Origin of the sequence: Devosia sp. (assembly GCF_028290645.1) — a bacterium.
GTDB lineage: Bacteria > Pseudomonadota > Alphaproteobacteria > Rhizobiales > Devosiaceae > Devosia_A.
In genome coordinates, this window is the sequence record NZ_JAQGJL010000197.1 from 1 (window position 1) to 9,767 (window position 9,767).

Here is a 9,767-nt window from a genome sequence, read left to right on the forward strand (position 1 = left end):
GCTCTATGCGGTCCGCCAGCATCCTCATCCTGATCTTTCGGAGTCACGCCGACATAACGCCATTGCCTTGCGCCCTCCTGCGAACGGGCGCAGGTTAGGCGGGCCGATCCGATGTTGACGCATCGAACCGGCCCTTGACACTCAAAGCCCGATGGAGGCCCTGAATGACCAACTCTCCTAATACCACGAATCTGTCTGATGCAACTATGGAGGCCGAGCTCTACGCGTTACCGGGCGGCTTCGACTGGATCGTCGAAGATTGGAACGACCCCGCACGGATCCTCGCCGACACTCACGCTGAGTACCGCGGGGCGATCGAGGCGAACCGGGCCGACGACGCCGGCGACCTCGACCCGGCGCGCGTGACCTATGAGTGGGGCACCGACGGCGAGTCGCTGTTCGTGCACACGGACCTAAGGACCGACGCCCGGCGTGCCATGCAGGCCCAGCGCCGCGCGGCCTAGCCGATTTCTCGACCCATCGATATCAACGGCTTATGCCCGCTGCCCGAAAAGGGCGGCGGGTCTTTTGCTTGTCGGGGGCAGGGGATCGCATACCCCGATCCGTCCAGCCGTGTGCACGTCCGCTTATTCAACGGATATTACACGGAACTGAGCGAATGCAAGCTAAGTCATTGAAAAGATTGGCGCGCCCAAGGGGAATCGAACCCCTGTTCCCGCCGTGAGAGGGCGGTGTCCTGACCGCTAGACGATGGGCGCGGAGGAACTCTTATCGGCGATCAACGCCATCCCGTCAACCACCGGCCCATGAGGGGAAAGTGGCGCGCCCTAGGGGAGTCGAACCCCTCTCTGCACCGTGAAAGGGTGCCGTCCTAACCGATAGACGAAGGGCGCCGCGGTGGCGTCCGTATAGGGAGGTTCATCCGGGCTGGCAAGAGCATATTCGGGCATATTCGGGCAATTTCCAGCCCGTTCGGCGCTTTCAGCAGCCCGAGAAGGTGACCGGCTTGTTCCAGCCGCGCGGCCGGTCGCGCACGTCCACATGGATGAAGTCGCGCCCCGGATAACAGCCGAGACCACCGACCTGGTTGTTGCGCATGGCGAAGGCGACGAGGCTGGCTTTGCTGACGCCCGGAATGAAGAAATCCACCGCCATGCAGCGCATATGGTAGCTGCTGTCCTGGCCGCCGCCGATGATGTTGCGGATCGGATCGCGATAGCCCGAGTTGACCACGATCCGGCGCCCGAAATGGCGCTCGAACGAGGCTATCGCCGATTTGAGGCGCGGCGACATGCAGGAATTGTCGACGTCGCTCGAGGCAAGGAACATTCCGGCGCGCTGCGTGTAGCCGCTGTAGGATTCGCTGCCGCCCACAAAGAAGCAGCCGCTCAGCAGCGACGCGCATATCAGCGCCGCGATCAGTCGTATCATCGTCACTTCCCCGGCCGCGATCCATGCGGGCTGAGCGCCGGCCTTGCCCGGCCGGCGCTTGACGGGGAAGCTACAAAGTGTTGGCTAACCGCCGGCTAAGCCGACTGGTTAGCGGCCGGTTACCATACGCCGGTGTTGGGCATCGACAGCCACGGCTCGGCCGGCGCGAGCGCGGCGCCTTCCTGCAGGATCTCGACCGAGATATTGTCGGGCGAGCGCACGAACGCCATGCGGCCGTCGCGGGGCGGGCGGTTCACGGTGTAGCCCAGGTCCTGCATGTGCTTGCAGAAATCGTAGATGTTCTCGACCTCGTAGGCGAGGTGCCCGAAGTTCCGCCCGCCGGTATAGACCTCGGGATCCCAGTTGTAGGTCAACTCGACCGGCGTCTCGTGCTGTCCCTTGGGGGCGAGGAAGATCAGCGTATAGCGGCCCTTCTCGTTGTCGGTGCGCCGGATTTCCTCGAGCCCGAGCCCGTCGCGATAGAACCTGAGGCTGGCGTCGACATCGGTGACCCGCACCATGGTGTGGAGATATTTCAAGTCTGGTCCTCCAGGAGATTGGTTGGCTACGGCGACCCGCAACCCGCCATACCCGTATTCGACTTCGGGGCGCGAGAGAACGCCCCCGACTGGAGGAAACGGTGCTTCTTTAGGGTAACGACGGGCTAGGCGACATCCTCGCCCGGCGTGACCTGCGGCAGGTTGGGCAGCAGCGCCGCGACGCCGCTGTCGCGGATCCAGTTGGAGGGAACCAGCAGCGAGTTGTCGGCGGCGGCCTTGTCCATGAACATCGTTACGCTGGCGAGGACATCGGTGCCGGTGTCGATGAGGTGATAGCCTCGGAATCCCTCGGTCTTCGAGATGATGGGCACGAAGTCCTTGGTGACGCGGCTGATGACGTCCTGGGGCTTGATGACGCCGGTATAGCGCCGGATGACGATGTACATGCCGATCTCCACTCCAAGAGGCCCCGGACCTAGCATCCAGTGCATCCTGCCACCTTGGGATCGGTCAGTTTTCGGGGAGAAGCCTTGCACCTGCCCCGCGGGCTGCGAAAAACCCTGCGTAATGTGTAAACGCTTCTTAACTTCCGACCATGAATCGGACACAGTGCCTGCTGTGTAGCGTACCCCGACTTAGCGGCGGGGCGAGTACGAAAAGGCTTGAGGGCATGGGGGCCAAATCAACAGCCGACGGTGATGGACCCGGGTTCCGGACGGACGAGTCCGCCCCACTCGGCCAGCACCCGGTACCAGAGAGCGGCGGCGATGCCTCGCTCGACGTTATCGAGGTGGTGGGGTCGATCAAATGGTTCGACGTCGCCAAGGGTTTTGGCTTCATCGTCCCCGACGACGGCCGGCCGGACGTGCTGTTGCATGTCACCTGCCTCCGTCGCGACGGCTACCAGACCGCCTACGAAGGCGCGCGCATCGTCGTCGAGGCCCTGGCCCGGCCCGGCGGGCTGCAGGCCTTCCGAATCCTCTCAATGGACGATTCGACCGCCAAGCACCCGGCCCAGATGCCGGCGCCGCGCACCCACGTCACGGTCGAGCCGCCCAGCCGGCTGGTGCGGCTCGTGGTGAAGTGGATCAACCGCATCCGCGGCTTCGGCTTCCTCTCGGCCGGCGAAGACGCTCCGGACATTTTCGTCCACATGGAAACCCTGCGCCGCTTCGGCATCACGGAGTTGCGCCCCGGCCAGCACGTGCTGGTGCGCTACGGGCAAGGCCCCAAAGGCCTGATGGTCGCCGAAATCCGCCCAGACGGCTGGGGCGACGCCCCATCCTCGCACTGAGGCGGGCACGGCAGCGCCCATTTCTCCGTTCACTCGGTGTTATCCCGGCGAGAGTCCTCCGACGCGGGCTGCGGATGGGGTCCTTGTATCTGTCGCCCATACGACCACTCTAACAAGGTGTTGCACACAGTTTGAGAGCTCAGGGACCCATTTCACGGCCCGCCCAGCTGAGAGGTGGGTCCCTGTTTTCGTAGGGATGATATCGAGCTGGCGGCAAGCCGCTCGGACCATCACCCGCCCGGCTGTCACTCCGGCTTCACCCAGCCGCCGGCGGCCGCCTCATTCGCATTTCGGCCTCTCACCGCACCCTGTGCTGGACATGAGCGGGACCCCCGCGATAGAAGGCGTTTCCTGTTGTTCCTGGCGGGGCCGTGGCCTCGCCTTTTGTCTATCAAGAGACCTCAAATGACGAGCGTGAACGATATCCGGTCGAGCTTCCTCAACTACTTCGGGAAGAACGGTCACGAGGAGGTCGCCTCGAGCCCGCTGGTGCCGCGGAACGATCCGACCCTGATGTTCACCAATGCCGGCATGGTGCAGTTCAAGAACGTCTTCACCGGGCTGGAGAAGCGTCCGTATTCGCGGGCGACGAGTTCGCAGAAATGCGTGCGCGCCGGCGGCAAGCACAATGACCTCGACAATGTCGGGTTCACGGCGCGCCACCACACCTTCTTCGAGATGCTCGGCAATTTCTCGTTCGGCGACTATTTCAAGGAGCAGGCGATCGACCTCGCCTGGAACCTGCTCACCAAAGAGTGGGAGCTGCCCCGGGAGAAGCTCTCGGTCACCATCTACGAGGACGACGACGAGGCGCACGCGCTGTGGAAGAAGATCGCCGGACTGCCTGACGACAAGATCGTCCGGCTGGGCGCGAAGTCGAACTTCTGGCAGATGGCCGACACCGGACCCTGCGGCCCCAACTCCGAAATCTTCTACGATCACGGCGACAAGTACTGGGGCGGCCCTCCGGGATCGCCGGAGGAAGACGGTGACCGGTTCGTCGAGATCTGGAACCTCGTCTTCATGCAGTTCGAGCAGCTGGCCGACGGCTCCCGCATCCGGCTGCCCAAGCCGTCGGTCGATACCGGCGCCGGGCTCGAGCGGGTCGCCGCGGTCATGCAGGGGACCAACAACAACTACGAGATCGACCTGTTCAAGGCGTTGATCGCGTCGGCGCAGCAGGCGACGGGTTTTGAGGGCGACAGCACCGACCCGAGCCTCCGCGTCATCGCCGATCACCTGCGCTCGATGAGCTTCCTCATCGCCGAGGGCGTACTGCCCTCGAACGAAGGGCGCGGCTATGTGCTGCGCCGCATCATGCGGCGCGCCATGCGGCACGCGACGCTGCTGGGCGCCACCGAGCCGACGATCCACAAGATCGTGCCGACGCTGGTGCGGGAGATGGGCCAGGCCTATCCCGAGCTGGTGCGCGGCGAGGCGATGATCACCGAGACGGTGGAACTCGAGGAGAACCGCTTCCTCAAGACGCTCGGTCGTGGCCTGCAGATTCTCGCCGACGAGACGAAGGACCTCGGTGAGGGCGGCGTGCTGGCCGGCGGCACCGCGTTCAAGCTCTACGACACTTTCGGCTTCCCGCTCGACCTGACGCAGGATGCGCTGCGCACCCGCGGCATCAGCGTGGATACGGCCGGGTTCGACGCGGCGATGGCGGCGCAGAAGGCCGAGGCACGGAAGAGCTGGGCCGGGTCCGGCGAGGCCGCGACCGACCAGGTGTGGTTCGCGGTGGCCGACAAGGTCGGTCCGACCGAGTTCCTCGGCTACGAGACCGAGGACGCGGAAGGCGAGATCGTCGCCTTGGTGAAGGACGGTAGGGAAGTCGAAAGGCTCGTCGCCGGCGACGAGGGCTTTGTGGTGCTCAACCAGACCCCGTTCTACGGCGAGAGCGGCGGCCAGGTGGGCGACACCGGGCGGCTCGTCGGCGACGGCGTGGCGGTGACGGTCAACGAGACCACGCGGCATCACGGCGTCTTCGCGCACCAGGTGAAGGTCGAGGAGGGCATGCTGACGCGCGGCCTCGGGCTGGCGCTGCATGTCGACCACGCCCGCCGCACGGCGATCCGCGCCAACCACTCGGCGACGCACTTGCTGCACGAGGCGCTCCGGATCGTCCTGGGCGATCACGTGGCGCAGCGCGGCTCGCTGGTCGCGCCCGACCGGCTGCGCTTCGACTTCGTGCACACCAAGCCGATTTCGGCGCAGGAACTGGCCGAGATCGAGGACATCGCCAATGACATCGTGCTGCAGAACACCCCGGTCGAGACCCGCCTGATGAGCGTCGACGACGCCAAGGCCTCCGGTGCCCGGGCGCTGTTCGGCGAGAAGTACGGCGATGAAGTGCGCGTCGTCTCGATGGGCCTCCCCACTGGCAACGGGCTCGGCTGGTCGGTCGAGCTGTGCGGCGGTACGCATGCGCGCCGCACGGGCGATATCGGGTTGATCTCGGTGGTCGCAGAAGCCGGCGTCGCTGCCGGCGTGCGGCGCATCGAGGCCGTCACCGGCAGGATCGCGCGGCATCGCGGCGACGACAATGTGCGCATCGTGGAGAGCGCCGCAGGCCTGCTGCGCTCTGGCCCGCACGAGGTGCTCGAGCGCATCGAGACGCTGCAGGAAACCCTCAAGAAGGCCGAACGTGCGCTCAGCGAGGCCAACAAGAAGCTGGCGCTGGGCGGCGGGCAGACGGCAAGCGCCCCGGCTGCCGACGACAATGTCAACGGGATCACCTTTGTCGGCCGCGCCGTCGAGGGGATTTCGCCCAAGGACGTCAAGGGCCTCGTCGATACCGAGAAGAAACGGATCAACTCGGGCGTCGTCACGGTGGTGCTGAGGGGCGACGATGGCCGCGGCACGGTGGCCGTGGGGGTGACCGAGGACCTGACCGGGCGCTATGCAGCAGGCGAACTGGTGAAGCTGGCGACAGCGGCGCTGGGCGGGCAGGGCGGCGGCGGCCGGCCCGACATGGCGCAGGGCGGTGGTCCGGATGGCGGCAAGGCCGACGCGGCGATCGCAGCAGTGCGCGCGGCGCTCTGACGGCTAGACCGGGTCGGGGCCTGATCCGTTTAGCCCGGTCGGGTCGGTGCGTTCGCGCCGACCTCTGTACTCCGCCCAGCGGCCGGCGATGCGCGCGCGGGCGCCGTCGCTGAAGACATTGGCGAGGCCGGCCGCGACCACCACGCCGAGGCCGGCGAGGCCCAGAGCATCGGGCACTTCGGCGAAGAACAGCGCGCCGAACAGCAGCGCCCAGATCACCTGGCTGTATTGCATCGGCGCGATGCGGCTCGCCGGCGCCAGCGTCACGGCGGCGATCTGCAGGAGATAGCCGACCCCGCCGAGGACGCCGCAGACCAGCAAGCCGCCCAGTAGCAGCCAGTTCGGCCAGGCGAAGCCGACAATGGCGAGGCCGACGACGTTGGCGACCAGCGTCACCAGCCCGGGCAGCGCGAAGAGACTGACCCGGCGCTCGTGGCTCGAGACCAGGCGCATTGCGGTCACCGAAATGGCGGCGCTGATGGCGCAGCCGAACGCCGTGAGGTGGCCGAGTTCTAGCTCGCGGAAGCCGGGGCGGACCACCAGCAGCACGCCGAGAAAGCTGATGATCACCAGCGCCCAGCGGTCGATACTGACCCGCTCGTGGAGGACCAGCACCGAGAGGATGATGGTCAGCACCGGGATGAGGAAGACGAGGCAGTAGGCTTCGGCCAGCGGGATGGTGACGAAGGAGTAGGTGATCAGCATGGCGCTGGCAGTGCGGGCGACGGCGATGAGGAGCATCAGCCACGGGCGGCTGAGCTTGAAGGTGTCGCGCCAGCGCTCGGCTTTCGGCTTGGTGAAGAGCGCCGGGATGATCGAGAAGAGCGTGGTGAAGAAGCCGATCTCGAACACGCTGAGGTCGGCGCCGAGCCCCTTGATCAGCGCGTCGGCGGTCGAATAGACCGCGTAGGCGACGAGCGCGCAGAGTACGCCGAGAGAAGCGGGGGTCAGGGCGCGGAGCATCTATTTGCCTGTCGTTGCGGTCGCTTCGTCATCCGCCTCGCCGCGGCGCGGCAGCTTGGCGTCGTCGCCCAACGGCGCGCTCACCTCCGAGATCACGCTGGCGGGGCCGAACACCGAGAGGCGGGAGAAGATGCGGATGCGCGTCTCGTCGGACATCACGTTGAGGATGCCGCCGAAGGCGACGACGACGAGGCCGCACCAGGCGATCGTGTCGGGGAATTCGTGAAAGAAGATGGCGCCGAAGACGATGGCCCAGGCGATCTGGCTGTACTGCGCCGGAGCGATCTGGCTGACCGGGGAGCGGCGCGTCGCGGCGATGAACACGATGTTGCCGGTGCCGCCGAGCGCGCCGATGGTCAGCAGCAGCGCGAACTCGTGCAGCGTCGGCATCGTGAAGGTGGGGATCATCAGCAGGCCGTTGACGATCACGATGTAGCCGAGCGGAAGCCCCAGGAGGCTGACCCGCTTTTCGACCGGGGCGACCTTGCGAAGCGTGGTGGTGGTGATCGCGCCCATCAGTGCGGCGCCGAGCGCCAGCAGGTGCCCCAGCTGCAGCTCGCGGAAACCCGGACGCACGACGAGCAGCACGCCGCAGAAGCTGGCGCCCAGGAAGAACCAGCGCTGCCAGGTGACGTGCTCGCGCAGGATGGTCTTCGATAGCGCCACCACGAAGATCGGCGCGAGGAAGGCAATGGAATAGGTCTCCGCCAGCGGAATATGGGTGAAGGCGTAGATGATGCAGAGATTGCCGATGACCCCGGTGAGGCTGCGCAAGTGCACCAGCCAGGGGTGGCGCATGTTGTGGAAATGGCGCCAGTGCTCGCCCTTTGGCTTGGTGAAGATCGCCGGCAGGAAGGAGAACAGCGCTGTCCAGAAGGCGATCTCGAAGACGGAGAGGCTTAGCCCGAACCCTTTGATGATCGCGTCACAACAGGAATAGAGAAGGTACGCTACAAGCGAGAAGGCGACGCCGGCGGGCATCTGTGGGGGGGTATCCGAAGCGGGAGGGCGTCAACTGGTATGTCAGGTCGTATACGCTGCGGTCCCCGGGCGCGTCGATGGTGCGAACGACACAGTGGCTAATTATTTCGTCTCTAATCGAACCGGCTGCAGCCACGGCGGTGCCGGGCCTTGGACAAGCTAGCTGCGTCTGCTGCGGAGGAGCTTCGCCAGGTTGCCCCAGGTTCGATCCACGAGATACTGACGTGCGAAGTGGTGGGCGACGCCGGAGCGGCGCGCGTGGCGCCACCAGCGATCGCCTGCTGTCATGCTGCGGCGCCGCCAGGGTTTTCGTCCGGCGAAGTGTATTATGCGCGGGTCTCGACGCTGGCTGGCGACCGCTGGACGGAGTTCGGGGGCCACATTGTCCCACATGCCGACGGCCAACGCTTCGGGCGTCACGTTCCAGCGTGGATCGAGGATGGTGATCTCGCCGACGAACGCGGCATTGATCGCGCACTGGTCGGCGTGCCGCAGCGCGTCGCCTAGCCGGCGCATCGTGTCGATCATCCGCGCAGTGTAGCCGAGCTCCCGCAGCTTGCTGAGGTCGAGCAGGGCGACGCCTGCCTGCACGTAGCCGCGCATCGAGTCCGGGCCGTCGAAGCCCAGGGTGCCGACAAGGTAGTTGCGCATTGCCTCGCGTCGCTGCCGCCACTCGGGCAGCGGATTGATGGCCTCGTCGACAACGCGGATGTCGAGCGCCGCGCCCAACGGCCTGCCGTGGAGTGGGGAATGGTAGAGTTCGCCGAGGTCGGCTTCGACGATGAGGTCGGCGTCGAGATAGATAGCGCGGTCCAGACGTTCCAGCACCTCGGGGACGACGAAGCGGAAGAGCGTCGACGGCGGGAGCCCGCTGACCTCGCCGAAGCCGGCGTAGGGGTTCTGCAGCCGATGCAGCACCACTTCGACAGCCGGATGACGCCAGCGCAACAGGCGCCGGGTCACCCAGTTGTCCGGTCCATCGTAGAGGATGTGGAACGCCACGCGGCGCCCAGGCGCCGCACTCGCCGCGATCGAAGTCGCGACGATGGGCGCCAGCGGCAGATAATTCTCGTCGAGAGCGGTGCAGACGATGATCTCATCGCCTGCACCGCCGGTCGATGCGTGCATCAGGCCGCCATGGCCTTCTTGAGGTTGGCGTCGATGGCGTCGAGGAAGCCGAGGGTCGAGAGCCATTTCTGGTCCGGGCCGACGAGCAGGGCGAGGTCCTTGGTCATCTGGCCGGATTCGACCGTATCGACGCAGACCTTTTCGAGGGTCAGTGCAAAGTTCATCAGTTCGGCGTTGTCGTCGAGCTTGGCGCGGTGGGCGAGGCCGCGGGTCCAGGCGAAGATCGAGGCGATGGAGTTGGTCGAGGTCTCCTTGCCCTGCTGGTGCTGGCGGTAGTGGCGGGTGACGGTGCCATGCGCCGCCTCGGCCTCGACGATCTTGCCATCGGGGGTCATCAGCACGGAGGTCATCAGCCCGAGCGAGCCGAAGCCTTGGGCTACGGTATCGGACTGCACGTCGCCGTCGTAGTTCTTGCAGGCCCATACATAGCCGCCCGACCATTTCAGCGCCGAGGCGACCAT

The 9,767-nt window shown here is 65.9% G+C and carries 10 protein-coding genes and 2 tRNA genes; 3 read left to right on the top strand and 9 right to left on the bottom strand.

The genetic code is table 11. The annotated features are described in order from the left end of the window. Positions 1–164: 164 nt before the first annotated feature. Positions 165–464, top strand: coding sequence for a hypothetical protein (locus JWQ89_RS10905; protein ID WP_299640906.1), 300 nt, complete (start codon positions 165–167; stop codon positions 462–464). 180 nt (positions 465–644) lie between these two features. Here the strand turns inward: JWQ89_RS10905 and JWQ89_RS10910 are convergent. The 5 genes from JWQ89_RS10910 to JWQ89_RS10930 all read right to left on the bottom strand — a co-directional run bounded on the left by JWQ89_RS10910 (position 645) and on the right by JWQ89_RS10930 (position 2,338). Next, positions 645–719, bottom strand: a tRNA-Glu gene (locus JWQ89_RS10910). Positions 720–779: 60 nt separating this feature from the next. After that, a tRNA-Glu gene (locus JWQ89_RS10915) sits at positions 780–854 on the bottom strand. 88 nt (positions 855–942) lie between these two features. Then, entirely contained in the window at positions 943–1,392 is a 450-nt protein-coding gene (locus tag JWQ89_RS10920) for a D-Ala-D-Ala carboxypeptidase family metallohydrolase (protein WP_299640908.1), read from the bottom strand. Positions 1,393–1,511: 119 nt separating this feature from the next. After that, positions 1,512–1,931, bottom strand: coding sequence for a VOC family protein (locus tag JWQ89_RS10925; RefSeq protein WP_299640910.1), 420 nt, complete (start codon positions 1,929–1,931; stop codon positions 1,512–1,514). A gap of 125 nt (positions 1,932–2,056) precedes the next feature. Further along, entirely contained in the window at positions 2,057–2,338 is a 282-nt protein-coding gene (locus JWQ89_RS10930; RefSeq protein WP_299640912.1) for a hypothetical protein, read from the bottom strand. A 224-nt stretch (positions 2,339–2,562) separates the two neighbouring features. On the opposite strand from JWQ89_RS10930, the gene JWQ89_RS10935 reads away from it, so the two are divergent. Both JWQ89_RS10935 and alaS read left to right on the top strand, forming a co-directional pair. Beyond that, on the top strand, positions 2,563–3,186 hold the full coding sequence (locus tag JWQ89_RS10935; RefSeq protein WP_299640913.1) for a cold-shock protein: 624 nt from the start codon (positions 2,563–2,565) through the stop codon (positions 3,184–3,186). Positions 3,187–3,591: 405 nt separating this feature from the next. Continuing rightward, entirely contained in the window at positions 3,592–6,234 is a 2,643-nt protein-coding gene (alaS, locus tag JWQ89_RS10940) for an alanine--tRNA ligase (protein WP_299640915.1), read from the top strand. A 3-nt stretch (positions 6,235–6,237) separates the two neighbouring features. On the opposite strand, the gene JWQ89_RS10945 is transcribed toward alaS, so the two are convergent. The 4 genes from JWQ89_RS10945 to JWQ89_RS10960 all read right to left on the bottom strand — a co-directional run. Then, positions 6,238–7,197 (bottom strand): DMT family transporter, encoded by a 960-nt coding sequence (locus tag JWQ89_RS10945; protein ID WP_299640917.1) that lies wholly within the window; start codon positions 7,195–7,197, stop codon positions 6,238–6,240. Beyond that, positions 7,198–8,178: a DMT family transporter gene (locus JWQ89_RS10950; RefSeq protein ID WP_299640919.1), complete on the bottom strand. Its 981-nt coding sequence runs from the start codon at positions 8,176–8,178 to the stop codon at positions 7,198–7,200. A 159-nt stretch (positions 8,179–8,337) separates the two neighbouring features. Continuing rightward, on the bottom strand, positions 8,338–9,306 hold the full coding sequence (locus tag JWQ89_RS10955; RefSeq protein ID WP_299640922.1) for a glycosyltransferase family 8 protein: 969 nt from the start codon (positions 9,304–9,306) through the stop codon (positions 8,338–8,340). After that, the coding region (locus JWQ89_RS10960; RefSeq protein WP_299640924.1) for an isocitrate/isopropylmalate family dehydrogenase at positions 9,306–9,767 on the bottom strand (462 nt) is incomplete at its 5' end. The genes JWQ89_RS10955 and JWQ89_RS10960, both read right to left, overlap by 1 nt.